Origin of the sequence: Agreia sp. Leaf335 (assembly GCF_001423605.1) — a bacterium.
Lineage (GTDB): Bacteria > Actinomycetota > Actinomycetes > Actinomycetales > Microbacteriaceae > Agreia.
In genome coordinates this window covers 526,557-552,048 of the sequence record NZ_LMOQ01000001.1, presented here as the reverse complement: position 1 = coordinate 552,048, position 25,492 = coordinate 526,557, and the positions used below count along the sequence as shown (strand labels likewise).

Genomic DNA, 25,492 nt, shown 5'->3' with positions numbered 1-25,492 from the left:
CTGGAGACCCCCTTGACCGAATCTGCTCCCGTCGATCCCACCACCACCGAGGCCTGGAAGAAGCTCGCCGCCATCGCCGATGGCTTCTCCCCCGACCTTCGCGGATGGTTCGCCGACGATTCAAGCCGAGCCGAGCGCTACACCTTCCAGGCGGCGGATCTGACCGTCGACCTCTCCAAGGGGCTCGTGACCGAAGAGATCCTGGCGCATCTGCTCCAGCTGGCGAAAGACGTCGACGTCTCGGGTCGCTACGACGCCATGATCGCGGGCGAACACATCAACGTCACCGAAGACCGCGCGGTGCTGCACACCGCCCTCCGTCGCCCGAAAGACGGGGAGGGCCTTGTTCCCCCGAAGGGCTTCGTCGTCGACGGCCAGGACATCGACGCCGATGTGCACGCGACTCTCGACAAGGTCTACGCGTTCGCCGACAAGGTCCGCGCAGGCGAGTGGACCGGCGTCACCGGCAAGCGCATCGAGACCGTCGTCAACATCGGTATCGGCGGCTCCGATCTGGGCCCCGTCATGGTCTACGAGGCGTTGAAGCCCTACGTGCAGGCCGGCATCGAGGCACGCTTCGTCTCGAACATCGACCCCAACGACGTCTACGAGAAGACGGTCGGCCTCGATCCTGAGACGACGCTCTTCATCGTCGCATCGAAGACCTTCGGCACCCTCGAGACGCTCACGAATGCCCGACTCGCTCGCGAATGGCTGTGGGCCGAGCTGAGCGCCGCCGGAGTTCTCGACGACACTGACGAGGCGCGCAAGGGCGCCGTCGCCAAGCACTTCGTCGCGGTGTCGACAGCCCTCGACAAGGTCGAGGCGTTCGGTATCGACCCTCAGAACGCGTTCGGGTTCTGGGACTGGGTGGGCGGCCGGTACTCGGTCGACTCCGCCATCGGCACCTCCGTCGTGATCGCTATCGGGCCAGACAACTGGCGCGAGTTCCTCGCCGGATTCCACGCTGTCGACGAGCACATGCGCACCACCGAACTCGAAAGCAACGTGCCCGTTCTGATGGGCCTGCTCAACGTCTGGTACACGAACTTCCTCGGCGCGCAGAGCCACGCGGTTCTTCCGTACGCCCAGTATCTGCACCGCTTCGCCGCCTACCTGCAGCAGCTCACGATGGAGTCGAACGGCAAGAGCGTCCGCTGGGACGGCTCGCCCGTCACCAGCGATACCGGAGAGATCTTCTGGGGCGAACCGGGAACGAACGGTCAGCACGCGTTCTACCAGCTCATCCACCAGGGCACCCGTCTCATCCCCGCCGATTTCATCGCGGTGGCCAACCCGGCGCATCCGTTGAAAGACGCCACGGGCGATGGCGCCGGCGTCGAGCCCGGCCAAGACGTGCACACGCTGTTCATGGCCAACTTCTTCGCGCAGACGAAGGCCCTCGCCTTCGGCAAGACCGCCGACGAGGTGCGCGCCGAGGGCACGAAGGAGTCCGTCGTCCCCGCTCGCGAGTTCGCGGGAAACAAGCCGACGACATCGATCCTCGCTCCCGCGCTGACGCCGAGCGTCGTGGGCCAGCTCATCGCTCTGTACGAGCACATCGTGTTCGTCGAGGGAACCGTCTGGGGCATCGACTCGTTCGATCAGTGGGGTGTCGAGCTCGGCAAGCAGCTCGCGCTGCAGATCACGCCCGCGGTCGCCGGCGATGCCGCCGCCCTCGAGAGTCAGGACTCGTCGAGCAAGTCGCTCATCGCGAAGTACCTCGAGCTGCGCAAGTAGCCCTCGCGAGCGCAGGGGAACGACGCCATGGCCGGACGCATCGAGATCGATCTGTTCAGCACGCTCGATGGCGTGATGCAGGCGCCGGGCGGGCCCGATGAAGACCCGTCCGGCGGGTTCGCTTTCGGCGGTTGGCAGGCACCGCTGAATGATCCGGCCGTCGGCGAACAGGTGATCGACGGCATCCGGCGCATGGACGCCCTTCTGCTGGGTCGACGCACCTACGAGATCTTCGCCGCGTATTGGCCGAAGCAGCTCGACAGCCCCGGTGGCACCGACAACGAGATCGCTGCGGCGTTCGACGCCATTCCCAAGTACGTCGCTTCACGCTCGGAGCCTGCCCTGACGTGGAACGATTCGCACCTGCTCGGGACCGACATCGCATCCGAGATCGACATCTTGCGCGATCGCCATCGAGAGATCCATGTGATCGGCAGCGTCGACTTCGCTCGCACCCTCGTCGCGGAATCGCTCTTCGATCAGCTGAACCTCTGGGTCTACCCGATCGTCCTCGGCTCGGGCAGACGCCTCTTTCCGGCCGACGGCCCGGCCGTGCGGCTAGAACCGGTCTCGTCCTCGACGATCTCGCCAGACGGGACACTCCTGCTGCGCTACCGACCGACGGGCGAGGTTCCCGCCACGGGCGATATGACCTGAGCCTCGTGCTCATACGAGTGGCGTGGCAGCGGCGCTGCGCGACCTCATCGAACGTGAGGCTCGTCCCGCGCAACGACGCCGCCAACTGACTGCAACGGTAGTTCGTCGGAGGCGTCCACCGACTGGGACTTGACGCGGCGGTTCCCGAGTGATTCACACCCGTCGATCGTAGACTTCGGCGTATGAACCTCGACGATATTCCCATCACCACGACGACCGGCGAAGAGACGACGCTGGGTGCGTTCGACGGGGTCAGGTTGATCGTCAACGTGGCGAGCCGCTGCGGCCTCGCGCCGCAGTACGAGAAGCTCGAGACGCTGCAGAAGACCTACGGCGACAAGGGCTTCACGGTGCTCGGCTTCCCGAGCAACCAGTTCCTGCAGGAGCTCTCCACTGACGAGGCGATCCAGGAATACTGCTCGATGACGTGGGGAGTCACCTTCCCGATCTTCGAGAAGATCCGGGTCAACGGCCGCAACGCGCATCCGCTCTACAAAGAGCTCACCAAGACGCCCGACGTCAACGGCAAGACCGGCCGCATCAGCTGGAACTTCGAGAAGTTCGTCGTGACCCCCGACGGCGCGGTGCACCGCTTCAGCCCTCGCACCGAGCCCGACGACCCCGCCATCCTCGAGGTCATCGAGAAGTCGCTGCCCGCCGCGACCGAGTAGGAATTCGCCGCCTCGGGGGTCACTGTTCGCCGCGGCGAACTTAGGCTTGAAGCATGGGCAGCCCCACGGAACCTCGTGATTCGCGACTGAATGTCGCACGCTACCAGGTCGACAAGTTGACCCCGGAGAACGAACGCGATGATGCGAGCGATGCCGGCCAGCCGACGATGGAGCAACGGGCGCAGATCGTCGAGATCTCGATCCAACAGGCCATGCGGCGGGGCGATTTCGACAACCTGCCCGGGGCGGGAAAACCGCTCTCCGGCCTGCAGAACGCCTATGACCCGAACTGGTGGATCAGGCAGAAGATCGAACGCGAACGCCTCACCGGCCTTGGGCCGCCCGCTCTGACCCTGCGCACCGAGGACGCCCAGCTCGACGACCGACTCGACGCCGCACCCTCGGAGGACGCGGTCCGAAGCATGCTGACCGACTTCAACGCGCGCATCATCGAGGCGCGTCGCCAGCTGCAGGGTGGGCCGCCCGTCGTGACCGTTCCGCGCGATGTCGATGCCGAGGTGCAGCGTTGGCGTGAGCGACGGGATGCGCGATATCGGCAGTACGCGGAGGAACGGGAGCGTGAGGAAGCCGCCTACCGGGCGATGGGATGGCGTGAACGCCGTCGCGCACGCCGCTCACGACGCTGAGATGGCCGCGTGGCTCCGACAGGATCTTCACGGATCGGACGATTTAGGCTGACCTTAGCCATGGGTCGCACCACGTGCAACCCCATTGCACCCGAAGCAATGAGCGAACGAAAGTAGTCTAATGAGAGAGCTTCACTATGGGGGCGGAACCCTTGTCGTCGGCCGCGAGGTCTGCACGGCAGTATTCGATTACGCCCTGGCGTTGGCACGAATCGGGAGGTCTGACCTCATCACCGTGCCGATCCTGGTGAACGGTCAGATCGACGAATCGAACATCCTGCTGGGACCGACCACGCAGATCTACTGCACGCCCGCAACGCAGACGGCCGAGGGGCTCGACGACTCGGCGAAGATCGCCGAACTGCGCGAGCGCATCGCGTCGCTGCACCGACCGATCACCGCGGTGTCGGGCGACGCCACAGTGTACCCGGACTTCGAACTCGAATACTGATCACACCCGCGCTACAGTTCTGGTCATGTCGATCGAACCGAGCAGCCCCTCATCGGTGACGGAGCGTCGTCCTGGCTGAGCAGACTCCCGGCGACCTCGCACGCCTCGTCACGTTCAGCGACGCGGTCGTAGCGATCGCCGCGACCCTGCTCGTGTTGCCCCTCGCCGAGAACGCCACTCGAGGAGACTCGCCCACACTGGGCGACGTCGTCGCCGAGAGCGGCGGGCAGATTCTGCTGGTGCTGCTGGGCTTCTTCGTGATCTGCCGGTTCTGGCTCAACCACCACGACATCATGCGCAACCTCGTCACGTTCGACCCACCGCTGTTCTGGGTCAACGCCGTGTGGATGGTATCCATCGTCCTGCTGCCCTTCACGACGAGTCTGATCGGCACATCCGACAGCAGCGACCCGGCCACCACGGGTCTCTACATCGGCAACATGCTCGTCACCTGTCTGGCCGCGTTGGCGATGCAGTGGCACGTCACGCGCACCCCGTCTCTGCAGACCTCCGAGAGCAGAGGCACGGCACGACTGACCGGTGGGGTCGTCGCAGCCATCGCGCTCACCGTCGCCCTCGTCCTCGCCGTGCTCGTTCCGTCTATCGGGCCATGGGCTCTTCTGCTTCTCGCCGTCGACGGGTTCGTCACCAAGGCCCTGCGGCGCAGAACGGAAAAGCCGGGCTCACCGCGAAAAAGATCGCGATGAACCCGGCCGATATGCTGCCGAGAGTCAGTCGTTAGGCGACCGACTGCTCCCTGCGGGGAAGCTTCCATCCGGGTCGCACGTAGTGGCACGTGTACCCGTTGGGGTACTTCTCCAGGTAATCCTGGTGCTCTTCCTCGGCCTCCCAGAAGTCGCCGGCCGGCTCGACCTCGGTGACGACCTTCGCGGGCCACAGGCCGGATGCGTCGACATCCGCGATCGTGTCGAGTGCGACCTGCTTTTGCTCGTCAGACGTGTAGAAGATGGCAGAACGGTAGCTCTCGCCCACGTCATTGCCCTGTCGGTTCTTGGTCGACGGGTCGTGGATCTGGAAGAAGAACTCGAGCAGGTCGCGGAAGCTGATCTGCGACGGATCGAACACGATCTCGAGGGCCTCCGCGTGCGAGCCGTGATTGCGGTAGGTGGCGTTGGGGGTGTCTCCGCCGGAGTACCCGGTGCGTGTGGAGATGACCCCCGGACGCTTGCGGATCAAGTCCTGGACGCCCCAGAAGCATCCGCCGGCCAGAATGGCGGTTTCAGTGGTCGTGGTCATCGTGAGATCTCCTCGGTGCTTGTGGATGCGGTAGGTGTGGATGTGGTGAACAGGCCGCGGTAATCACCGTAGCCCTCCTTCTCGAGGTCTGCCTCTGCGACGAAACGAAGCGACGCGGAGTTGATGCAGTAGCGCAGTCCCCCGGCCTCGGTCGGGCCGTCGTCGAAGACGTGGCCGAGGTGGCTGTCGCCATGAGCGGAGCGCACCTCGGTGCGCACCATTCCGAAGGCCTTGTCGGTCTTGATGACGATGTTGTCGGGATCGACCGGAACGGTGAAGCTCGGCCAGCCCGATCTGCTGTCGTACTTGTCGGTCGACGCAAACAGCGGCTCTCCCGAAACGACGTCGACGTACAGGCCGGCGTCTTTCTTGTCCCAGAACTCGTTTCGGAAGGCGGGCTCTGTTGCATCGTCCTGGGTGACGCGGCGTTGCTGTCGCGTGAGACGGGCTATCGCCTCGGGGCTCTTGAGGTACTGGGCTGACACTGTTGTCTCCTTGTGTGTGCGCGGCTGGCTGCCGCGGTTATGAGGTAGAACCAGCGTGACTCGTCGGATGTTCCGGGGTCGGCAAACACTCAGGAATCGTGGGCTGCGGTCTGAGCGGCCCGGCGGAGGAGGAGATCCTCGCTCTCTGTCCATCGGGCGATCACCGTGTCGGCGCGCGAACGATCCCGGTCTGAAAGCGAGTGGAGGAGTGGACGGATCACGTCGCGAGCGAGTGCGAGACCGAGCTCGTCGACACCACTCGAGCGGAGGAAACCCTCGAGCCTCGTCAGATCAGTCACGACCAGCATGTCGAGATGGCTCTGAAGCAGAATCACCGCGGCGAGCCGCCGCTCGTAGACGTCGACCTCCCAGAGCAGGGAGCTCAGGGCCGTGATCTCGTCGTGCGTGAGATCGGGAAAGCGGCGCAGGGTGTCGCGGAGGGTCGCTCGGATCGCCCCGACGGATGCGCCGTAGTAGGCGGTGCCTTCGCCGAACATCGCGCGGTGCTCTTCGGCACGACGCCACGATGACTCGTACTGCAGCGCCTCGTCGACGAGGTCGCAGGCCTCGCGGATGCGCGGCGCCGCCACTACTCGCTCTCGGCGACCAGGGTGCCCATCACGTCGAAGAACGCGTTGTAGCCGATCACGGTCTGCTCGAGCTGACCCTCATCGAAGCCCGGAGACTCCTGCGTCATGATCATCTCGGTGCCGTCGCCGACCGGCGTGAGATCGACCGTGATCACGCCGCGCGCGTCGAGAGCGGGATTATCTGTGATGGTCATGACGAGGTGAGTGGGAGCATCCACCTCGAGGTATTCGCCGACCCAGCTGATCGACGTGTCGTCAGGCAGCTTCATGACCGCGCTCCACGAACCGCCGGGGCGGACGTCCATCGACAGCGTCTCGGAGGGCACATCCACACCGTCGGTGCCGAACCACACCGCGAACTTCTCGGGATCGGTCCACGCGTCGAAGACGGCCTGGGGAGTCGCGTCGAATGTCCTGGTGATGCTGAGCTGTGCCATCGTGATACTCCTCGTCGCTGCTGGTCTGCAGTGGACACTACCCGCTTCGCCCAGGAGGTGTCACTGCGCGGGCCGGCGCCTCCGGATCGCGATCTACCGAGGCCGGCTCGATCGGAGCATCCGTCTTCTCACTGCGCACGAAGCCGATGCCCACCAGGATCAGGGCGCCACCGAGAAGTTGGGGCAAAGTCAGCTGCTCTCCGAGCAGCAGCCAGGCGTAGAACGTGGCCGCCACCACCTCGAGCAGGCCGACGAACGAGGCGAGTCTCGACCCGAGCATCTGGGTCGCGGTGATGCTCGTCGCGTAGGCGATCGCGGTCGAGACGACCCCGACGAGCAGCAACGGGAGCCACCATGGCGCCGCCGAACCGAAGAAGGCGACGTCGTCGAACGTGACGGTGAACGGAACGAGACCCGCGAGTCCGACGGCGCCCAGTGCGAGGCCACCGATCACGAGGCCTGCAGCCGCGAGGGCAACCGGCGGGAGCCCATCGTCGGGTCGCGCCGCGACGACGTAGTAGACGGCGCATCCCACCATCGCTGCGACGGCGAGCGCCAACCCGAGCACGTCGAGACTCGCGGTGCCGCCCGGAGACACGACCATGACCAGGCCGACGAGCGCGACGACCGAGCCTATGAGAACGACGGCCTTGGGCATCCGGCGGGTGCGCACCCAGGCGAAGGCGACGAGCAGCAGCGGCGCCATGTACTCGATGAGGATGCCCGTGCCCACGGGGATGCGCTGGATAGCGGCGAAGTAGAGAAGCTGGGTTCCCGCGACACCGATGAGCGCCATGGCGAGCACCCGGCCCCGCGATCGCCACAGCGCCGACCATCGGCCGCGCAGGGTCAGGATGGCGACGGGCGCCAGCACGACGCCGCCGACCAGCGCGCGTACGGTGACCGCCGCTGCGGGGCTCCAACCGGATTCGAGCAGGGGCTTCACGAGGGCGCCAGAGGTGCCGAACGTGGCCGCGGCGATGACGGCGATGACCAGACCTGCCGAGGTCGACGACCGTTGCATGCGATTCCCTTTCACCCTGCCGTTGAGATGCTCTGATCCAGACGCTAGTCTCAGAATGAGTAAGGAGTCAATTTGCGTTTTGCCCCTGACACCGAAGACATTCTCGGCTTCATCGTCACCCTCGGAAATACGGTCGCCGGCGCCTCGCGGAGCGGCGCCGACGAGATCGGCACGCCCGCGCAGCTCACCGAGCTTCTCGACGCGAACGGCTACACGGGCCGCTTCGACCGCGACGAGCGCGAACTCGCCGAGGTGCATCGAGTGCGCACGCAGCTCAGACACGTCTGGAGCCTCGACCGGGACGCGGCCGCCGTCGAGGTGAACGCCATGCTGCGGCAGACTCGGGCACTCCCCCAGCTCGTTCGTCACGACGCGCTCGACTGGCATCTGCACGCGTCTGAAGACGACGAGCCTCTCGCCGAACGCATTCTCAGCGAGGCGTCGCTGGCCTTCGTCGACGTGATCCGCAGCGACGAGATGACCCGCCTGCGCACCTGCGGAGCCCCCGATTGCGAGGGGATCTTCGCCGACCTCTCGCGCAACGGATCGAAGAGGTTCTGCAGCGTACGCTGCGGCAACCGGGTGAACATGATCGCCTTCCGCGAGCGCGCCGCGGCCGACAGCGCATAGCCTGGGCGCATGGCACGAACGATCTCCACCAACACCTCCGTCGACCGCCAGGGCATGCTCGAGTTCGTACGCCCCCGACACCGGATGCTCATCGCCACGACGCGCGCCGACGGCCGGCCCCAGATGTCGCCGGTCTCAGGCGGCGTCGACGACGACGGGCGCATCGTGATCTCGACGTATCCCGGTCGCGCGAAGACGCGTAATGCCGAGCGGCGCTCGAATGTGTCGGTACTGGTGCTCTCCGACGACTGGAACGACGCCTGGATCCAGGTAGACGGCGAAGCCGAGGTGCTGCACATGCCCGAGGCCGCAGACGCGCTCGTCGACTACTACCGGAGCATCTCGGGAGAGCACCCCGATTGGCCGGAGTACCGCGCCGCCATGGCGCTGCAGAACAAGTCGCTGCTGCGCATCACGCCCACCCGCTGGAGCCCTGTCTCGACGGGCGGTTTCCCCGCAGACGTCGCCGCCCGCCTCGACGGAGCCTAAGCCGCCTCAGGCAGTCCGCCGCAGCGCGGGCGTCAGAGGATCCCGAGGTGGTCGAGCAGAATCCGGGTGCCGATGAGGATCAGGATGAGCCCGCCGGCGATCTCTGCCGGGCGGCGGAACTTCACTCCCGCCCGGTGGCCGATCACGATTCCGGCAAAGGTGAGCACGAACGTCGTCGCGGCGATGAGCACCGCCGTCTCGGTGATCGAGATCGCCAGGAAGGCGAACGACAAGCCCACCGCGAGCGCGTCGACACTCGTGGCCACCGAGAGCACCAGGAGCTCCCTGAGCTTCAGCCTGTCGTCGATCTCGGTGTCCTCCGGGTTCGAGAACGCCTCCCACAGCATCTTTCCGCCGATCAGTCCGAGGAGAACGAAGGCGACCCAGTGGTCGATTCCCGTGATGTACGACGCGAACTGCGTGCCGAGAAACCATCCGATGACGGGCATGACGCCCTGAAACAGCCCAAACGCGGCGGCGATGATGAGCGCGTTGCGCATATTGAAGCGACGCATGTGCAGGCCCTTGCCGAGCGCGACAGCGAACGCGTCGGCCGAGACTCCGAGCGCGACGAAGAAGACAGACCAGAGGGCCATGCGATGGGAGACCTTTCACGACGAACAAGCAATACGCTGCTCGCCGTTGAGGCTTCAAGAATGCCAGGCCGCCTTCCCGCTCACGGCTCAGAATCCGCGATTCACGGCTTTTCGGGCTGCCTAACGGCCGGGGCTGGGGTGCGCGGCGCGTCGTCGTTCCAGGTCTTGACGATGGCCCATCCGACGGCGGCGATCGGAACGGCCAGCACGGCACCGGTGATGCCACCGAGGATCGTGCCGGCGGTGAGGGCGACCAGGATCACGAGGGGGTGCAGCTTCAGCGACTGCGCCATGACCACGGGCTGGAGGAAGTTGCCCTCGAGCTGATTGACGACCACGACGATGAGGACCACGATGAGGGCGACCACGGGTCCGTTCGCCACGAGAGCGACCAGGGCTGCGAGGATTCCCGCGGCGGTCGCACCCACGATCGGGATGAACGCGGTGACGAACACGATCACCGCGAGCGGCAGTGCGAGGGGAACACCGAGGATCGCGAGGCCGATGCCAATGCCGGCAGCGTCGACGAAGGCGATGATGGCCGTTCCGCGAACGTAGCCGCCGAGAACGCGCACCGCGGTGGCACCGATCCGCTCGCCACGGGCCTTGCGGTGGCCTCGGAAAGGCCGTAGGAAGAACGCCCAGATCGCCGGGCCGTCTTTGAGGAAGAAGAACAGGATGACGACGGCCAGTGCCGCGCCCGTGGCCAGCTCACCGACGACGGATGCGCCGGCGAGGGCACCCGATCCGGCCTGGCTGCTCGTCGCGAAATCGATGAGCGCCTGCTTGGCCGACTCGATCTGCGATTCATCGACCGGAATGGGACCATTCGTGATGAAGTTCTGCAGCTGGTCGAGGCCGTCCTTGGCCGACGACGCCAGCGTGTCCCACTGGCCGCGCACGGCGAAGACGATGAGCGTGACGAGGCCGCCGATCACCAGAATGCCCGCGAGCAGGGTGAGCCAGGTCGCGAGAATCGCCGACATGCCGCGCTTCTTGAGGAACCGCATGATGGGAGACGCCGCCGCCGCGATGATGAGTGCGATCAGCACGGGAATCACCACGAGCTTCAGCTGCACGAGTGCGAACACCACGATCACGGCCAATGCCAGAACGATGATGATCTGGCCACTGCGAATGGCCAGTGCCCCCATCTTGTCGGTGAGCAGGGAACGCAGAGACGGAGTAGCCGAGGGCTCACCAGAGGGAACGGTCATATACACACCCTAGGGAAAGATCGGATATTGCCATCCCCCTAGACTTGGCCGGTGTCGACCAGCCCAGATCTTCCGCGCCGGGCGTCGGCCGCCTCCGCCCGAGCCGGTGGCCGAGCGCTCGCTCTCGTCGGCATCGTGCTCGTCGCCGTCAATCTGCGCACCGCCGTAGCCGCGCTGTCGCCGATCTTCTCCCAGATCAGCGTCGACGTTCCCGTCGACAGCGTGGGCGTGGGGCTCTTGGGAACCCTCCCCCCTCTCTGCTTCGCGGTCTTCGGGCTGCTCGCGCCCGCGCTCAAGAGGCACCTGCGCCTCGAGACGCTGCTCATCGCGGCGCTCGGCGCCATCCTGATCGGGCACCTCGCGCGTGGTCTCGCGCCGAACTACGCCGTCCTCGCCCTCGCGAGCGTGCTCACCTTCGCGGGAATGGGCGTAGCGAACGTCGTCCTTCCGCCCATCGTCAAGAAGTACTTCCCGACATCGATCGGCACGCTCACCTCGATGTACGTCACGATCATGGCGCTGTTCAGCCTGATCCCACCCCTCGTCGCCGTGCCTATCGCCGATTCGCTCGGGTGGCGTCTCAGCGTCTCGATGTGGGCGGCGCTGGCCGCGGTGGCGATCATTCCCTGGCTCATGCTCTGGATGCGCGACCGCCGGGCGACTGCCGCGGCGACGCGGGCGGCCACGGCGGCGGCCGGGCCCGCGGCATCCGGATCGCCCTCGAACGCCGGCCTTCTGCCGGAGATCTCACCGGCGGTGGCCGGGCGTGTCTGGCGCTCGCCCCTGGCCTGGTCGATGGGCCTGCTCTTCGGCATGACGAGCCTCAACGTCTATGCGGCCTTCGCGTGGCTTCCCGAACTCTTGACGGACCTCGCTGGGGTGTCACCTGCTCAGGCGGGAGTTCTGCTCTCGCTCTACGCCGGCATGGGCATTCCGTTCTCGCTCGCCGTGCCCGTTCTCGCGAGCCGGATGCGATCGGTAGCGCCACTGATCGCGCTCGGCTTCGTCTGCTTCGCGGCCGGATATCTCGGGCTGCTCTTCGCTCCGGCCGCGCTCCCCTGGGTCTGGGTGGCTCTCGTCGGCGCCGGGCCGCTGACGTTCCCTCTCGTGCTCGTTCTGGTGGGGCTCCGAAGCCGCACGCCGGAGGGGACCGTCGCGCTCAGCGGATTCACACAGGGCGTGGGCTACGCGCTCGGGGCACTGGGACCGCTGCTCGTCGGCGTTCTGCACGAGCTCTCTGGCGGCTGGACCGCACCCCTCGCCTTCCTGCTGCTCACCCTCGTCGTCATCGCCGTCGCGGGCCGAGTGGTCGCACGGCCCCGGATGCTCGAAGACGACTGGCACCGCACGGCCCGCGACGAAGACCCCCAGCGGTGAGATGACGCAGACGGCGGCTTCTCACCCGGTCAAACTCGCCAGATGCGCCACCTCACCATCACAGCGAACGTGTTAGCTCGGTGAGATGTCGCAGAGTGCGGCTCCAGCGGAGGCGCTAACGGCGGCGGTCGTAGCTCACGAAACGGTAGCGGATGCCGGTGCGCGACTCGAGCCAGTCCGTCGCCTCGGCAGGGCTCCAATCGGCGGGGTCGACGGCGGGCGCCCGGGTGTCTCCGGCCACCTCGAGGTCGACCTCGGTCACCTCGAGACGGGATGCTCGGGGCAGGGCCTGCGAGTAGGTCTCACCGCCGCCGATGACCCAGACGGGAGCCGACGAATCGTCGCGACCCGTCGCATCCAGGATCTCGTCGAGCGAATGCTCGACATCGGCGCCGTCGGCGGTGAAGTCGCGATCGCGGGTCAGCACGACGTTGCGCCGCCCGGGGAGGGGCCGGAAGCGCTCGGGCAGCGACTGCCAGGTGCGGCGGCCCATCACGACCGTGCCTCCCAGCGTCACCTCTTTGAAGTGGGCGAGATCTTCTGGCAGGTGCCAGGGGATCGTGCCGTCGTCGCCGATGACTCCGCCACGGGCCTCGGCCCAGATGAGCGCCACACTCATACGGCGACAGGCGCCTTGATGGCCGGGTGGTGCACGTAGTCGACGATCTCGAAATCGTCGTACCGGTAGTCGAAGATGCTGTCGGGTGTGCGCGTGATGCGCAGTTTCGGCAACGCGTACGGCTCGCGGCTGAGCTGCTCGGTGACCTGCTCGACGTGGTTGTCGTAGATGTGGCAGTCGCCGCCGGTCCAGATGAAGTCGCCCACCTCGAGGCCGGCCTGCTGCGCCACCATGTGGGTCAGCAGCGCGTAGCTCGCGATGTTGAAGGGCACACCGAGGAACAGGTCGGCGCTGCGCTGGTACAGCTGGCAGGACAGCTTGCCGTCGGCGACGTAGAACTGGAAGAGGGCGTGGCAGGGGGCCAGCGCCATCTCGGGGATCTCGGCGACGTTCCATGCCGAGACGATGATGCGCCGCGAGTCGGGGTCGGACTTCAGCGTCTCGATGACCTGGGAGATCTGGTCGACGTGCCCGCCCGACGGAGTGGGCCATGAGCGCCACTGCACGCCGTAGACCGGGCCGAGCTCACCGTCGGCGTCGGCCCACTCGTCCCAGATCGTGACGCCGTTCTCGCGCAGCCAGCCCACGTTGCTCTCACCACGCAGGAACCAGAGCAGCTCGTAGGCGATCGACTTGAAGTGCACCCGCTTGGTGGTGATGAGCGGAAAGCCCTCGCTGAGATCGAAGCGGAGTTGCGCGCCGAAAACACTCGTCGTTCCCGTTCCCGTGCGGTCGGACTTCGCAGCCCCCGTCTCGAGCACATGGCGCAGCAGGTCTTCGTAGGGCGTCTGAAGTGTGGGCACCCTGCGAGCTTAATCCAACGGATGCTCTGACGGGACGAACTATCGTTGACCACGATGATCACTCGACGAGAAGCCGCCCTCCGCCTCGACATCTCGATGGAGATGGCACGCAGACACGGCATCGCCGCCAAGATCTCCGAGACCGAGCTCGCGGAGATGAACGACAATCCCCCGCCGTGGCTGGCACAGTCGCGGGCCAACCGCACGGGCAAGAAGGCCGTCTGGGTGCAGCTTCGCTGCGATGTCTGCGGCTTCGAGGAATCGGTTCGCCCGAAGAAATGGTGGCCGGAGTTCACCTACCTCACCTGCGATCACCACAGCATCGGCGACATTCCTCTGCCGGCCGAGGGCCTCAAGCGCAGTGAGATCGACGGCATCGGCACGCGCTTCATCGCGATCATCGATGCCTGACGCACCTCCGAACTTCCTCCGCATGACCCCCATTCGGGGTTGACCCCGGGCAGGATGGGCTGATCGAGAGAAGGGAAGCACCATGCCTGGAAGCACGACCCCCGACTTCATGCCGATCATCTTATGGATCGTCGGCGGCATCATCGCCCTGGTCTTCGTCTTTGTGATCGTCAGTGTGATCGCAAATGCCTCGCGGGCTCGCCGGGCAGGGCACAACCCGCTCACGCTGCAGACCGACATCGCCACGAAGCTGCTCGACAGCGATGCCCTGAGCTCGCAGCCCAGCGTCGAGGCGCGGCTCGAGAAGATCGAACAGTTGCGCGCGGCCGGCACCATCAGCGCCAACGAATACGACGCCGCTCGCGCCCGACTGTTGACCCAGCTGTAGCGCTTCGACCCGACGTCGCCGACCTGGAGCGAGACGAGCGCCGGTTTTGCCGATATCCGCGTCAATCCTTGTAGCGTGACGCCATGGGCGCGATGAACGAGTTGATCGATAGAAGCACGGTTCTGAGCTTGGCCGGGCTCCTTCGCGAGGCGGACGGCACCCGCGCCTGGGGCGCCGTCGAAGAGTCTGCCGATCGCGTCGACGGCCTGCAGTTGCGAGCACGAAGCGATCTCGTGGCGGTGGCCATGCTGAGCGACGAGTCGAGCTATGACGAGCTCTCCACGGCAGTGCGACGAGCGCTGCGTCTGCCGGCATTCACCGGCTGGATGATCTGGCCCGTGACGGAGGCGGTCACGACAGCGGCACTTCGCGGCTTCTCCAGCGACTCGCACCAGGCTCTCGTGCGCTTCGATGACGGACTCCGACTGTTGGCCGAACTGACTCCGCGGCTCACCGCGGAGTTCGCCATCCGGCGCTTTCTGGCCGCGGATCTCGATCGCGCGTTGGCGAACATCCTGCCCTGGACGCGCAGTCCCGACGAGCACGTGCGACGCCTCGCGTCCGAAGGCACCCGCCCGTTCCTGCCGTGGGCGGTGCGCGTCGCCTCTCTCACCTCGTCACCCGAGAAGGCGGTGCCGATCCTCGATGCACTCCGGACGGATCCGAGTGAGTATGTGCGACGCTCCGTCGCCAATCATCTGAACGACCTCAGTCGACAGAGCCCGGCGCTGGTCGCGCGGACGGCTGGGCGCTGGCTCGCCGAACCCGACGCGAACACGGCATGGGTCGTTCGGCACGGTCTCCGGACTCTGATCAAGAAAGCCGACCCCGCCGCGTTGGCGCTGATGGGCTTCTCGGATGCCACGCTGCGGGTCTCGCCGATAGCGCTCGCCGACGAGACGGTGACTCTGCCGGGGTCACTCGACTTCTCGCTCACCGTCACCAACGAGGGCGATGCCGCCACGAGACTCGCGATCGACTACGTCGTCTCGTACGTGAAGAATTCCGGCGCACTGGCGGAGAAGGTGTTCAAGCTCAGCGCGAAAGACCTGCAGCCGGGCGAGACCGTCGGCCTGCGCAAGAGGCACGCCATCCATCAGATGACCACCCGGGTCCATTACCCGGGCACCCACCTGATCGAACTGCAGATCAACGGGCGACGCTACTCGCGTCGCGCCTTCGAGCTCGAGGTCCCGTCGTCAGTCTCCCCGGGCTGAGCACTCGGACGAGGGGCCTCCACGCCGACGCCAGCGGTGGCAGAGACACGCGAACGCAGACGACGAGGCACGACCACCCATAGCAGCGTGACCACGAGCAGCACCCCGACCCCGGCAACGATGCCGCCTGCCCGGCCGAACACGAAATCGAAGATGAGCATCGCCGTTCCGGCCAGAGTGATGGCGACACCGGCCATGGTCACCTGGAGAAAGCGATCCGTGGCGCCGACGATCGTCGCCTTCGCGTGCTGTCGAAAGAGGATGCGGTGCAGGCTCACCGGCGCGAGCCCCATCACGGTCGTGAGAATGGTGACGACGACCAACGAGGCGTAGACGCCCTTCTGATAGTCGTCGAGGTCGCTGAACCTGCTCTGAAAGACGGCGGCGAGAAGAAATCCGGTGAGGATCTGCGTTCCGGTCTGGATGACGCGGAGCTCCTGGAGGATCTCGTCCCAGTTGCGGTCGAGCCTCTCGGTCACCGTCTCGCGGCGACCGTCGTTCGGGTCGGCATCCAGATCATCCGGGCCGGTCTTCGTGTCCACGATCGCTCCTCACACTGTGTGTGCCGCCAGAGTACCGAAGAGCGCGGGTCGGGTCAGCGAAGAATCAACTCGAAACACAGCGATTGCGGCATGGACTCCGCGTACGGCGCGTAGACCGGAATCGGCGTGAAACCGAGCGTGGAATAGAGACCCACGGCCTCCGGCTGTCGGTCACCAGCCTGAAGGATGAGGCGCTCTGCGCCGCCACGCCGAGCGATGTCGATGATCTCGCTCATCAACGCACGGCCAAGACCTCGTCCGCGTCGTGTGCCATCGACGATGACCCTCTTGACCTCCCACTCCGAGCCCGAATCCGTCTGCAGCATCCGCAGGCCGGCGTGGGCGACGGGCACACCGTCGTCGACGAGCAGCACCGTGTCGACGACGGTCGACTCGTCGACCGCGAGCGCACGATGAATCGCCTCTGAGAGCTCGGCGTCGGCCGGACTCGACAGGCCGTACCGCACCTCCATCTCCGCATCCATAACGTCACGGAGTGCGATCGCGCGCGGGTCTGACCATGCGACATGCTGGATGTCGAGTTCGATATTTTCGGGCATCAGACAATCCTCGCAAACAAATAGGAGTTTTGTCCTTGCGCGGCACCCCCGGCGGGATGCACGATGTGCAGAGAAAGCGGTTGCGCCCGCTGCAGCACGGGTGTATATCGCTCGTCAACCCCCGCTGTCATTGGTGAGGTTCCGTCGGATCCGCACCTACGATCGCATAGAGGGGTGAACGGCATCCACGGGGATGGGGGCTGCACGATGAGCGAAACGGCATCACGCCATCCGTACTCCGTGCTGCACAACCGGTATCGCATCGATTCGTTCGTCGGCAAAGGCGGCATGGCCTCGGTCTACCGTGCCCACGATCAATTGCTCGGCAGAGACGTGGCCGTGAAACTCTTCGAACCGGCCCCGGCGAATACCGAGGAGCTCGCCCGCCAACATCACGAACTGGCCGTGCTCGCCAGCCTGAATCATCCGAGCCTCGTCACGCTTCACGACGCGGGAATCGATCGCACCGACGCCGCGAATCCGCGCCGCTTCCTCGTGATGGAACTCGTGAAGGGCAAGAACCTCAAGCAGGCGCTCGACGAGGGGCCGATGGGCCGACGCCAGGTTGCCCAGCTGGCCTACGACCTCGCCGAAGGGCTCGAGTACGCCCATCACCACGGGGTCGTGCACCGCGACGTGAAACCCGCCAACATCCTGTTGGCGGAGTACACGAGCCACGGCGTGCGCACGCGTGCCAAGCTCGCCGACTTCGGCATCGCACAGTCACGAAACGGGTTGCCCGCCAGCCAAGGCTCGGCCACCGGCACCGCCGCGTACCTCAGCCCGGAGCAGGCACGGGGAGAAGCACTCGGGCCGGCCAGCGACGTGTACTCATTGGGACTCGTTCTGCTCGAATGCCTCAGCGGGGCACCCTCGTTCACCGGGCCGAAACTCCAGGCGGCGATGGCACGCCTCATCGACGATCCCGAGGTTCCCGACGACTTGCCCGTCGATTGGCGGATCCTCCTCACGAGCATGACGTCACGCACCATCGCCGACAGGCCGGCGCTGGGCGACATCATCCTGTTCTTCCGTCGCGCCTTCCTCACGGACTCGGGTCGGCACAGCGCCCCCGACGCGGGCGTCTTGCCGAGCGACGAGGCGACCCGGCTCGCGGCAGTCAGACGCTACGACGTGCTCGACACCCCGCCCGACGGGGCGTTTGACCGCATCACCGCGCTGGCCGCCCGCCTGTTCGATGCGCCGGTGGCCATCGTCAGCATCGTCGACTTCGACCGCGTCTGGTTCAAATCGCATCACGGGCTCGACATCTCCGAGGTCGGTCGGGACGCGGGACTCTGCGCCTCCGCGATCCTCGGAGGCGAGCCGTGGGTGGTGGATGACGCCACATTCGACCCGCGAGCGATGGCGAACCCCCTCGTGGCAGGAGAATTCGGACTCCGGTTCTACGCCGGGGTTCCGCTGACCACCCGCGACGGGCACAATCTCGGCACCCTGTGCGTTCTCGATTTCGAACCGCGTGAGGCGAGCGCGCGCGATCTCGAGACGCTCGGCGATCTCGCCGCCATGGTCATGAGCGAGCTCGAACTGCGCCTCGAGGTGCGCCGGGTGTCGGGAAAGGCCCACCCGGCCGCAGCCCCGGCCGTTCAGGCTTAGAAGCCCGCCGACGCCTCGTCGAGAAGGGTGATCTCCGAGCCCGTCAGCTCGAGACGCGCCCCTTCGAGCAGATCGGGCAGCTGTGCCAGCGTTCGGGCGCTCGCGATGGGCGCGACCACGGTGGGTCGAGCCAGCAACCAGGCCAACGCGACGCTCGCGATCGCCACACCCCGCGCATCCGCGATGGTCGCCAGAGCCGAGACCACGCCGAGGCCCTCGTCGGTCAGGTAGTCCTTCGCACCGGCACCGCGATTGCTCTGACTGAGATCCGCGGTTGTGCGGTACTTGCCGGTGAGGAACCCGGCGGCCAGACCGAAATACGGCAGCACTCCCAACTCCGCACGCTCGGCCACGGGTGCGAGGTGCTTCTCGAAGTCTGATCGGTGCACGAGGTTGTAGTGCGGCTGAAGCGCGACCGGCGCCGCGAATCCGTTGCGCCTGGCGATGCCCACCCACTCCGACACACGCTCGGCGGAGAAGTTGGAGATGCCGATGTAGCGGACCTTGCCTGCGGTGACCAGCGCGTCGAACGCGGCGACCGTCTCTTCGAGCGGGGTGTTCTCGTCGTCGAAGTGGGCGTAGTAGAGATCGATGTAGTCGGTGCCCAGGCGAGCGAGGCTCGCGTCGGCGGCCGCCGCGACGTTCGTGGCGGAGAGTCCGCGGAACTCGGGGTGCTGGCTGACCTTGGTCGCGATGACGACGTCGGACCGATTGCCGCGGTCCGCCATCCATCGGCCGATGATCGACTCCGATTCGCCGCCCGAGTTGCCGGGGACCCAGGCCGAGTAACTGTCGGCCGTGTCGATGAGGTCGCCGCCGCCCGACACGAAAGCATCGAGCACATCGCGGGACGACCTCTCATCGCTCGTCCACCCGAAGGTGTTGCCACCCAGGGCGAGGGGAAAGACGGTCAGATCCGATGAACCTATGGCGGTCATGATGACTCCTTCGCGTTATAGACGATCTGTATTATAAGTAACATTGACCCGGCAGCGACTTTCAGTTCCGGATGTTGCTCGCGCGATGTTCCCGATGCCGGGAATGGCACATACAGGGTGATTCATGAGGTGAAATTCTCGCCCTGGAGTTGATCGCTCTTCCCCTGGGACCCGATCGACGCTAATGCAAAACCTTGGAAGATACCTACAGGGCCCCGCCTGTGCCGTCAAGAGCATGCTGCAAAGAATACGTACCGTCTATCATTATTTTCGTGACCGATCCTCGAATCAAAAGAACCCGTTTGCACGTGCTCGAGACCACACGCCGCATGCTGTCCGAGCGCAACGGCGAGACCATCACCCTGAGCAGCCTCGCGAAAGAGGCCGAGGTCTCGCGCCGCACCCTCTACGTGCACTGGGGAACGATCGAGCAGGTCATCAGCGAGGCCGTCAGTCTCGCGTCGGGCGCCGACGGATTCGATCCGGAGGGCCTGTCGAACCGCGAGAGGGTCGTGCACTTCCTCACGAGCGTCCGCGACGGAATCCACGAACCGATCACCAAGGTCGCCCTGACATCGTTGATTCACCACGCGACCCAGGAAGACAAGGCCGTGGCGTCGATGGACGACATGAGCGACAAGCGCCTCGAGCAACTGCGCGAGCTGGTGGGACCTCTGACGACCGAGCAATTCGCCGAGCTCGTCGGCCCGGTGTACTTCAGCGAACTCGTGCTGCACACGCCCGCCTCCGACGAACTGATCGAGCGCCTCGCCGACGTCGCCGTCGAGCTGATCGGTTCAGGCGACTCGCCCTCCTCCAGCTGACGAGCGTCGTGCCGCAAGGCGTGTCCTCATTAATGCGGCTGTCCGTTGCCGTGGACCGCGATTTACGATGGACACAGTCGGGGGTGTCGATTCCCGTCTGTGCATCGAAGGATCGAGGTCACTGTGATACCGAATCCCTCGTCGCGCACCGATCGCGTTCTTCGCCCGATCGCACAATTACACGGGCAGACGCGCCTCGTCACGGCCGCCCTCCTCATTCCCGTCTTCGCCGCCGTCTTCTGGTTCTCGATTCCGCGAGGCACGTGGCCGCGGGTCTTCGTCGCCCTCCTCGTCGTGACCGCGGTCTACGCGACCGCGTCGTTCCTCCTCTCGAGGGTGTCGATCCGCATCGCGCACGATTGCGTCTCGGAGCGGGGCTTCTTCACGACGAACCGGGTCGCGAGCAAGCGCATCGAGAGCGTGCTCATCATCACGGCCTATCGCGGCCAATCGCTCGAGACGGTTCCCCAGCTGTTCCTTCTCGACACCACGGGCGAGGCTCTTCTCCGCATGCGGGGCCAGTTCTGGTCTACCGACAGCATCGAGGCCATGGCCTCGGCGTTCGATGTTCCCGTCAGACGAATCGAAGAGCCGTTGACGCGGACCGAGCTTCGCCGTGACTACTCGTCGATCCTCTACTGGTTCGAGCGCTGGCCGTGGCTCGGCGGTGCTGTTGCAGCCGGCACGATCGCGGCACTCTCGCTGGTGCTCATCCTTCTGATGTCACCCGAGACGCTCGTGGTGCGCTAGGCCGACTCCGCGACGAAGCGCAGGGTCAGCGTGAGCGTGTGCCCTTCTTCGTTGTTCGCGTAGATCGCCTCACCTCTGACGCCGACTAGCTCTCCTGTTCCCGAGCCGGGCACGATGCTGCCGAAGGAATGCGCATCATCGCCGTCGACCAGTCCACCGTGCTGCACGACGAACGATCCTGATCGAGCGCCGACCTGACCGGTGAACAGTTCGGATGCGACGTAGCCGGCACCCGCCGGATTGCCCGCCATCAGCAGCCGTGCGACGCTCTGCCCCTCGATGTCTCCGGTGAAGACCTTGGTCACCGTCACCTGAGCGAGTTCGTTGCGCTCGCCCTCGTCGCCATACGGCTCCTGTTCCCAGCCGGTGATCTCGAACGGGGCGATGACGGGAGCGACTTCGATCATGAGCCGATCCTAGAGCGTCGACGGGTCAGCGTCGACGGGCGTTGCCGAAGATGCCCCGCATCACCTCGGTGAGGATCGTCTTCGTCACCGACGATCCGAGAACCTGTTCGATCGGAGTCTTCGACGACCGGCGAGACGAGGATGTGCGTGGCGCGCGACGTGGTTGGCTCTGCCTGGCGAGGCGGTCGTACTCGGCGTCGATCTTCTTCTGCGCGGCCAGCCGCTCCTTCTCGCTCTTCGCCGCCTGCTCGGCGGCGGCCTCCGCGGCTTCCTTCTGCGCGGCCGCGGCGGATGCGGCATCGAGACGGCGCGCCAGCATCTCCTTCGCCGAGTCCGGGTCGACCGCGGCCCCGTAGCGTGCCAGCAGCGGCGACGACTGCACCGTGGCCTGCAGGTCCGCTGCCGGGGTCGGATCCATCGATCCCTGGGGTGCGCGCATCCGTGTCCATGCCACGGGAGTCGGCGCGCCCTTCTCATTCATCACGGTGACGATCGCCTCGCCGATAGCCAGACTCTGCAGCACCTCGCCCAGGTCGTACTCGCTGACCGGATAAGTCTGCACGGTCTGCCGCAGAGCCTTGGCATCGTCGGGAGTGTGGGCCCGGAGCTGGTGCTGCACGCGGGAGCCCAGCTGCGCGAGCACATCCCCCGGCACGTCCTTCGGCGTCTGGGTGACGAAGAAGATGCCCACACCCTTTGATCGGATGAGTCGCACGGTCTGCGTGATGGCCGCGAGGAAGTCTTTCGAGGCGCCCGAGAACAGCAGGTGCGCCTCGTCGAAGAAGAACACGAGTTTGGGCTTGTCGAGATCTCCGACCTCGGGGAGGTCGTTCATGAGGTCGGCGAGCAGCCACATGAGAAAGGTCGAGAACAGGGCGGGCTTGTCTTGCACGCCCGGAACCTCGAGCAGACTGACGATGCCGCGCCCATCGGCCGCGAGCCGCAGGAAGTCGGCCGTGTCGATCTCGGGCTCGCCGAAGAAGACGTCGGCGCCCTGATCGGCGAAGGTGATGAGCTCGCGCAGGATGACGCCGACGGTCGCGGACGAGAGACCGCCCAGCTCCTTCAGTTCCGCCTTGCCCTCGTCGCTCTGCAGGTAGCTCAGAACCGAGCGCAGATCGGAGATGTCGATGAGCGGCAGCCCCTGCGCGTCGGCGTAGTGGAACACCAACCCCAGGCTCGACTCCTGCGTCTCGTTCAGACCGAGGACCTTCGACAGCAGCAGCGGGCCGAAGCTCGTGATCGTGGCCCGGATCGGCACTCCGGTGCCGAGGCCGCCGAGCGTGAAGTACTCGGTGGGAAATGCGGTCGGCTGCCAGTCCTGCCCGATTCCCCGGGTTCGCTCGGCGAGCTTGTCGCTGGATGCGCCGGCCGTGGCAAGCCCCGAGAGGTCGCCTTTGATGTCGGCCGCGAACACGGGAACGCCCGCGGCGGACAGCTGCTCCGCGAGGCCCTGCAGCGTCTTCGTCTTGCCGGTTCCTGTTGCTCCGGCGACGAGCCCGTGACGCGCGATCATGCTGAGCGGGATGCGCACCTGCACGTCGGCGCGCGCCTCACCGTTGACCAGCGCACCCATCTGCAGCGCCTCGCCGGCGAAGTCGTAGCCCGCGCGAACCGATTCGACCGCCGCGTCGCTCAGCGGGCCGGATGCGATGGGCTGGCTCGAGGAGGCGGGTTGCGCGGGCGCGGGCTCGACTGGCGCGGACTCGGTCTCGGCGGCCGCGGCCTCGGCGGCCGCAGCCCGCCGTGTCGCCTCGTCGAGCGCGGCCTGGGCCGCATCCGCCGCAGCCTGAGCGGCCTCGGCCGCAGCCTTCGCCTGCGCGAGTGCGGCAGCAGCATCCAGAACAGAACCGTCGGCGTTCGTCATGAGCAAACTCTACCGAGGCAGCCCGACCCCGGAGCGCCGAATCCAGTTGCCCGATTCAGCCGCCTCGACCTGCGATGAGGCGACAGATTCAGGCAACTCGACGGCGCTGTGGACAACTTCTGCAGGGATTCTGCGGGCTGGGCATAGTGAGCGGGTGAGTCCGATCACTCCGAAACGAATCGTGTTTCCGCCCCGCGCGTTCACGGTCGCCGAGGCGAGGGCCAATGGTGTCAGCCCCAGACGCCTGCGAGCCCGCGACCTGACGACGCCGTTTCATGGCATCGCCTCCCTGCCGGGTGGGAGGACGGTCTTCCACCGGCGATGCTGTTCGAGGAGCGGTGCCGCGCTCTGACACAGGCTCTTCCGCCCGAGGCTGCTTTCAGCCACGCGACGGCCGCAATCTTGCACCGTCTGCCCATGCCGCTCGATCTTCAGGATTCACCCCTCCACGTGTCAGTGCCTCGCGGTCGGCGCGCGCCCCACCGTCACGGGGTGATCGGGCATCAGGCCACCCTGTCGGCCGACGATGTCGATAACCGCTTCGGATTCGGCGTGACCACGCCCGAACGCACCTGGTGCGATCTCGGTGCTGTTCTCTCCCTCGCGCCGCTCGTCGCAGTCGGTGACCGCCTCATCCACCGCGCCCTCCCGCTGACGCACCTCGACCGGCTCGCTCGCGCCGTCGACGACTACGGGGCCGGGCGGGGCGCCAGACTTCTACGGAAGGCACTTCCGATGCTCGACGACGGCAGCGAATCGCCGATGGAGTCGTGGCAGCAAGTCATCATCATTCTGGCGGGGCTCCCCGCCCCCGTCACCAACTACGACGTGTTCGATGAGAGGGGCGTCTTCGTGGCCCGCGTCGACCTCGCGTACCCCGAGCTGAAGATCTCGATGGACTACGAGGGCGACCATCACCGCACCGACAAGAGGCAGTGGCGTCGCGACATCGCTCGTTTCAGAAGGCTGAAGGCCATCGATTGGGACGCGAAGCGCTACACCGCCGACGATCTCGCGGCGCCCGACGAGTTCATCGCCGAGTTGGCGGCCTCGATTCGTGCTCGGTCGTAATCGAGTTGCCCGTTTTCGCCGCCTCGACCTGTGATGAGGCGGCAGATTCCGGCAACTCGGCGGCGAACATAACGAAACGCAGCTGGATCAGCGGAGGAGTAGCGGCGGACGGGTGGCCCACTCGGCGACGAGCTCCTGTCGCACGGCCACGCCCGTTCCCGGCCCGGTGGGAACCCTGAGCCGCCCGTCGACCAGCTCGAAGGGCTCCGTCAGGTCTTCCGCGTAGTAGCGGCGGGATGCCGAGGTGTCTCCGGGAAGTGTGAATCCGGGCAGCGCGGCGAGAGCGACGTTGGCAGCTCTGCCCAACCCCGTCTCGAGCATGCCGCCGACCCAGGCGGGCACGTCGCGCTCCACGCACACGTCGTGGATGCGCACGGATTCGAGGTATCCCCCGACCCTGCCCGGCTTCACATTGACAATGGAAGTCGCATCCCGCTCGATCGCATCGCGTGCGATGGCGGCCGACGTGATCGACTCGTCGAGGCAGATCGGAGTGTCGATGGCGGCCGCGAGAACGGCGTGGCCCGCGATGTCGTCTTCGACGAAGGGCTGCTCGATGAGCAGCAGGCCGAACTGATCGAGTTCGCGCAGGTGGTCGATGTCGTCGGGCGTGTAGGCCGTGTTCGCGTCGACCTGCAGCAGAGCGTCGTCTCCGAGCAGGGCGCGCACGGCGGCCACGGGCTCCAGGTCCCATCCCGGCCTGATCTTCAGTTTGATGCGCCGATACCCCTCAGCCACGTAGCCCGAGACCTCGTCGAGCAGCTCGTCGAGAGTCGGCGCGATGCCCACCGAGACCCCGCAGTCGACCTCCTCGCGCACGGCGCCGAGGTAACGCCCGAATGAGATGCCGGATGCGCGCAGCTGGGCATCCAGAACGGCCGCCTCGACGGCGGCCTTCGCCATGCGGTGGCCGACCACGAAGCGCAGCCGCGCATCCAACGTCTCGGCCGTGATGTCGGGTTCGGCCAGAATCGCGGGCGCCAGGTAGTTCTCGATGAGGTGTTCGCACCCCGACACGTACTCGCTCGAATACACGGGGTCGGCTCCCGCCACGCACTCGCCCCACCCCTCGACTCCGTCCGAGGTGACGAGGTGCACGAGGAGCACGTCGCGATCGGTCTGCGTTCCGAAGCTCGTCTCGAAGGGCCTGACGAGGGGCATGGCAAGGCGATGCAGGGTGACGCGCTCGACCTTCATGCGCGCAACCCGC

31 protein-coding genes are annotated in these 25,492 nt (G+C 66.2%); 16 read left to right on the top strand and 15 right to left on the bottom strand.

Annotated elements, in window-relative coordinates; all coding sequences use genetic code 11:
- Positions 1 to 12: 12 nt before the first annotated feature.
- The 6 genes from pgi to ASF79_RS02700 all read left to right on the top strand — a co-directional run bounded on the left by pgi (position 13) and on the right by ASF79_RS02700 (position 4,873).
- Entirely contained in the window at positions 13 to 1,740 is a 1,728-nt protein-coding gene (pgi, locus tag ASF79_RS02725; RefSeq protein ID WP_055775823.1) for a glucose-6-phosphate isomerase, read from the top strand.
- A gap of 27 nt (positions 1,741 to 1,767) precedes the next feature.
- Entirely contained in the window at positions 1,768 to 2,397 is a 630-nt protein-coding gene (locus tag ASF79_RS02720) for a dihydrofolate reductase family protein (RefSeq protein WP_055851660.1), read from the top strand.
- Between the two features lie 182 nt (positions 2,398 to 2,579).
- A complete protein-coding gene (locus ASF79_RS02715; protein WP_055851657.1) occupies positions 2,580 to 3,068 on the top strand; it encodes a glutathione peroxidase in 489 nt (162 codons plus the stop codon).
- A 53-nt stretch (positions 3,069 to 3,121) separates the two neighbouring features.
- Positions 3,122 to 3,715 (top strand): J-domain-containing protein, encoded by a 594-nt coding sequence (locus ASF79_RS02710; RefSeq protein WP_055851655.1) that lies wholly within the window; start codon positions 3,122 to 3,124, stop codon positions 3,713 to 3,715.
- 121 nt (positions 3,716 to 3,836) lie between these two features.
- Positions 3,837 to 4,166, top strand: a complete 330-nt coding sequence (locus tag ASF79_RS02705; RefSeq protein WP_055851652.1) for a hypothetical protein — start codon at positions 3,837 to 3,839, stop codon at positions 4,164 to 4,166.
- Positions 4,167 to 4,237: 71 nt separating this feature from the next.
- Positions 4,238 to 4,873 (top strand): TMEM175 family protein, encoded by a 636-nt coding sequence (locus ASF79_RS02700; protein WP_082495645.1) that lies wholly within the window; start codon positions 4,238 to 4,240, stop codon positions 4,871 to 4,873.
- Between the two features lie 31 nt (positions 4,874 to 4,904).
- Here ASF79_RS02700 and msrA read toward each other — a convergent pair whose 3' ends face one another.
- From msrA to ASF79_RS02675, 5 genes are all read right to left on the bottom strand, one after another.
- Complete coding sequence (gene msrA, locus ASF79_RS02695; protein WP_055851649.1) at positions 4,905 to 5,423, bottom strand: peptide-methionine (S)-S-oxide reductase MsrA; 519 nt, start codon at positions 5,421 to 5,423, stop codon at positions 4,905 to 4,907.
- The gene (gene msrB, locus ASF79_RS02690) at positions 5,420 to 5,908 is read right to left on the bottom strand and encodes a peptide-methionine (R)-S-oxide reductase MsrB (protein ID WP_055851646.1); all 489 of its coding nucleotides are present in this window, start codon (positions 5,906 to 5,908) and stop codon (positions 5,420 to 5,422) included. The genes msrA and msrB overlap by 4 nt, the downstream gene beginning before the upstream one ends.
- A gap of 89 nt (positions 5,909 to 5,997) precedes the next feature.
- Entirely contained in the window at positions 5,998 to 6,498 is a 501-nt protein-coding gene (locus tag ASF79_RS02685) for a DNA alkylation repair protein (protein WP_235500608.1), read from the bottom strand.
- A complete protein-coding gene (locus ASF79_RS02680; RefSeq protein ID WP_055851643.1) occupies positions 6,498 to 6,935 on the bottom strand; it encodes an SRPBCC family protein in 438 nt (145 codons plus the stop codon). The genes ASF79_RS02685 and ASF79_RS02680 overlap by 1 nt, the downstream gene beginning before the upstream one ends.
- Before the next feature lie 37 nt (positions 6,936 to 6,972).
- Positions 6,973 to 7,959, bottom strand: coding sequence for an EamA family transporter (locus tag ASF79_RS02675; protein WP_055851641.1), 987 nt, complete (start codon positions 7,957 to 7,959; stop codon positions 6,973 to 6,975).
- A 72-nt stretch (positions 7,960 to 8,031) separates the two neighbouring features.
- Here ASF79_RS02675 and ASF79_RS02670 point away from each other — a divergent pair, with 72 nt between their 5' ends.
- Both ASF79_RS02670 and ASF79_RS02665 read left to right on the top strand, forming a co-directional pair.
- Entirely contained in the window at positions 8,032 to 8,589 is a 558-nt protein-coding gene (locus ASF79_RS02670; RefSeq protein WP_082495644.1) for a CGNR zinc finger domain-containing protein, read from the top strand.
- Between the two features lie 9 nt (positions 8,590 to 8,598).
- Positions 8,599 to 9,078 (top strand): PPOX class F420-dependent oxidoreductase, encoded by a 480-nt coding sequence (locus ASF79_RS02665; RefSeq protein ID WP_055851638.1) that lies wholly within the window; start codon positions 8,599 to 8,601, stop codon positions 9,076 to 9,078.
- Between the two features lie 32 nt (positions 9,079 to 9,110).
- Here ASF79_RS02665 and ASF79_RS02660 read toward each other — a convergent pair whose 3' ends face one another.
- Positions 9,111 to 9,674 carry a manganese efflux pump MntP gene (locus ASF79_RS02660; protein WP_055851636.1) on the bottom strand — a complete coding sequence of 188 codons (564 nt, stop codon included), beginning with the start codon at positions 9,672 to 9,674 and terminating at the stop codon, positions 9,111 to 9,113.
- A gap of 101 nt (positions 9,675 to 9,775) precedes the next feature.
- Positions 9,776 to 10,891 carry an AI-2E family transporter gene (locus tag ASF79_RS02655; RefSeq protein WP_055851633.1) on the bottom strand — a complete coding sequence of 372 codons (1,116 nt, stop codon included), beginning with the start codon at positions 10,889 to 10,891 and terminating at the stop codon, positions 9,776 to 9,778.
- A gap of 51 nt (positions 10,892 to 10,942) precedes the next feature.
- Between ASF79_RS02655 and ASF79_RS02650 the strand changes: the two genes are divergently transcribed.
- Complete coding sequence (locus ASF79_RS02650) at positions 10,943 to 12,268, top strand: MFS transporter (RefSeq protein ID WP_055851631.1); 1,326 nt, start codon at positions 10,943 to 10,945, stop codon at positions 12,266 to 12,268.
- A gap of 115 nt (positions 12,269 to 12,383) precedes the next feature.
- On the opposite strand, the gene ASF79_RS02645 is transcribed toward ASF79_RS02650, so the two are convergent.
- Together ASF79_RS02645 and ASF79_RS02640 are read right to left on the bottom strand one after the other, a co-directional pair.
- The gene (locus tag ASF79_RS02645; RefSeq protein ID WP_055851629.1) at positions 12,384 to 12,887 is read right to left on the bottom strand and encodes a dihydrofolate reductase; all 504 of its coding nucleotides are present in this window, start codon (positions 12,885 to 12,887) and stop codon (positions 12,384 to 12,386) included.
- Positions 12,884 to 13,690, bottom strand: a complete 807-nt coding sequence (locus ASF79_RS02640; RefSeq protein WP_055851627.1) for a thymidylate synthase — start codon at positions 13,688 to 13,690, stop codon at positions 12,884 to 12,886. The genes ASF79_RS02645 and ASF79_RS02640 overlap by 4 nt, the downstream gene beginning before the upstream one ends.
- 54 nt (positions 13,691 to 13,744) lie before the next feature.
- Here ASF79_RS02640 and ASF79_RS02635 point away from each other — a divergent pair, with 54 nt between their 5' ends.
- From ASF79_RS02635 to ASF79_RS02625, 3 genes are all read left to right on the top strand, one after another.
- Complete coding sequence (locus ASF79_RS02635) at positions 13,745 to 14,101, top strand: hypothetical protein (RefSeq protein WP_055775891.1); 357 nt, start codon at positions 13,745 to 13,747, stop codon at positions 14,099 to 14,101.
- Between the two features lie 82 nt (positions 14,102 to 14,183).
- Positions 14,184 to 14,489 (top strand): SHOCT domain-containing protein, encoded by a 306-nt coding sequence (locus ASF79_RS02630; RefSeq protein ID WP_055851625.1) that lies wholly within the window; start codon positions 14,184 to 14,186, stop codon positions 14,487 to 14,489.
- A gap of 83 nt (positions 14,490 to 14,572) precedes the next feature.
- Positions 14,573 to 15,706: a DNA alkylation repair protein gene (locus ASF79_RS02625; RefSeq protein ID WP_055851622.1), complete on the top strand. Its 1,134-nt coding sequence runs from the start codon at positions 14,573 to 14,575 to the stop codon at positions 15,704 to 15,706.
- On the opposite strand, the gene ASF79_RS02620 is transcribed toward ASF79_RS02625, so the two are convergent.
- Complete coding sequence (locus ASF79_RS02620) at positions 15,652 to 16,248, bottom strand: DUF6328 family protein (RefSeq protein ID WP_200933516.1); 597 nt, start codon at positions 16,246 to 16,248, stop codon at positions 15,652 to 15,654. The genes ASF79_RS02625 and ASF79_RS02620 overlap by 55 nt on opposite strands.
- Before the next feature lie 53 nt (positions 16,249 to 16,301).
- Positions 16,302 to 16,808, bottom strand: a complete 507-nt coding sequence (locus tag ASF79_RS02615) for a GNAT family N-acetyltransferase (protein ID WP_055851619.1) — start codon at positions 16,806 to 16,808, stop codon at positions 16,302 to 16,304.
- Positions 16,809 to 17,015: 207 nt separating this feature from the next.
- On the opposite strand from ASF79_RS02615, the gene ASF79_RS02610 reads away from it, so the two are divergent.
- Positions 17,016 to 18,425: a protein kinase domain-containing protein gene (locus ASF79_RS02610; RefSeq protein ID WP_055777393.1), complete on the top strand. Its 1,410-nt coding sequence runs from the start codon at positions 17,016 to 17,018 to the stop codon at positions 18,423 to 18,425.
- Here ASF79_RS02610 and ASF79_RS02605 read toward each other — a convergent pair.
- A complete protein-coding gene (locus ASF79_RS02605; protein WP_055851616.1) occupies positions 18,422 to 19,363 on the bottom strand; it encodes an aldo/keto reductase in 942 nt (313 codons plus the stop codon). The genes ASF79_RS02610 and ASF79_RS02605 overlap by 4 nt on opposite strands.
- A gap of 272 nt (positions 19,364 to 19,635) precedes the next feature.
- On the opposite strand from ASF79_RS02605, the gene ASF79_RS02600 reads away from it, so the two are divergent.
- Both ASF79_RS02600 and ASF79_RS02595 read left to right on the top strand, forming a co-directional pair.
- On the top strand, positions 19,636 to 20,187 hold the full coding sequence (locus tag ASF79_RS02600; RefSeq protein WP_146077610.1) for a TetR/AcrR family transcriptional regulator: 552 nt from the start codon (positions 19,636 to 19,638) through the stop codon (positions 20,185 to 20,187).
- Positions 20,188 to 20,310: 123 nt separating this feature from the next.
- On the top strand, positions 20,311 to 20,937 hold the full coding sequence (locus ASF79_RS02595; protein ID WP_055851608.1) for a hypothetical protein: 627 nt from the start codon (positions 20,311 to 20,313) through the stop codon (positions 20,935 to 20,937).
- Here the strand turns inward: ASF79_RS02595 and ASF79_RS02590 are convergent.
- Both ASF79_RS02590 and ASF79_RS02585 read right to left on the bottom strand, forming a co-directional pair.
- A complete protein-coding gene (locus ASF79_RS02590; RefSeq protein WP_055851603.1) occupies positions 20,934 to 21,344 on the bottom strand; it encodes a DUF3224 domain-containing protein in 411 nt (136 codons plus the stop codon). The genes ASF79_RS02595 and ASF79_RS02590 overlap by 4 nt on opposite strands.
- A gap of 25 nt (positions 21,345 to 21,369) precedes the next feature.
- Positions 21,370 to 23,211: a helicase HerA-like domain-containing protein gene (locus tag ASF79_RS02585; RefSeq protein WP_055851600.1), complete on the bottom strand. Its 1,842-nt coding sequence runs from the start codon at positions 23,209 to 23,211 to the stop codon at positions 21,370 to 21,372.
- Between the two features lie 417 nt (positions 23,212 to 23,628).
- Between ASF79_RS02585 and ASF79_RS02580 the strand changes: the two genes are divergently transcribed.
- Positions 23,629 to 24,282 (top strand): hypothetical protein, encoded by a 654-nt coding sequence (locus ASF79_RS02580; protein WP_156366134.1) that lies wholly within the window; start codon positions 23,629 to 23,631, stop codon positions 24,280 to 24,282.
- Positions 24,283 to 24,369: 87 nt separating this feature from the next.
- Here the strand turns inward: ASF79_RS02580 and menC are convergent, their stop codons facing one another.
- Positions 24,370 to 25,479 carry an o-succinylbenzoate synthase gene (gene menC / locus ASF79_RS02575; RefSeq protein WP_055851592.1) on the bottom strand — a complete coding sequence of 370 codons (1,110 nt, stop codon included), beginning with the start codon at positions 25,477 to 25,479 and terminating at the stop codon, positions 24,370 to 24,372.
- Positions 25,480 to 25,492: the final 13 nt, after the last annotated feature.